The sequence below is a fragment of the Yersinia sp. 1252 StPb PI genome (genome assembly GCF_048593885.1).
GTDB lineage: Bacteria > Pseudomonadota > Gammaproteobacteria > Enterobacterales > Enterobacteriaceae > Yersinia > Yersinia enterocolitica_E.
The window spans coordinates 1-374 of record NZ_JAZGQE010000518.1; the positions used below are offsets into that span (position 1 = coordinate 1).

A 374-nucleotide genomic window follows, 5' to 3' on the forward strand; every position below is an offset into this window, starting at 1 on the left:
CTAATGAAACAATTATCAGAGCGAAAAAAATATTTGACAAGATAAAATAGGCTAAAGGTAAGTAAAATATATTTCCTTGAGCGAAAATATTTACAATTAATAATCCTAGCTGATAAAAAATAACAAAACCTAATATTGGGAAACTTCTGGTGTTGAAAGCTGTGTCAATAAATCCTTTGCTAAGTAGTTTTTCAGTCCAGAGAGCATCTTCAGCGTACAGTGTTGGATAAGTAATAGGGTCCAAATTCCTCAACATAAAGATAGCGAAAGATGTAACGAATAGTAATATCAAGAATAGCACATTCTGATAATTCAGCTTAAAACTCACTTTCTGATTCATTAAGTATTCCTAACTATAACTTTCGAAACAACAT

1 protein-coding gene is annotated in these 374 nt (G+C 30.5%); it reads right to left on the minus strand.

Going from position 1 to position 374, the window contains the following annotated elements; genetic code table 11:
* On the minus strand, positions 1-340 hold a 340-nt coding region (locus tag V2A85_RS24565; RefSeq protein ID WP_420072676.1), incomplete at its 3' end, for a hypothetical protein.
* Positions 341-374: the final 34 nt, after the last annotated feature.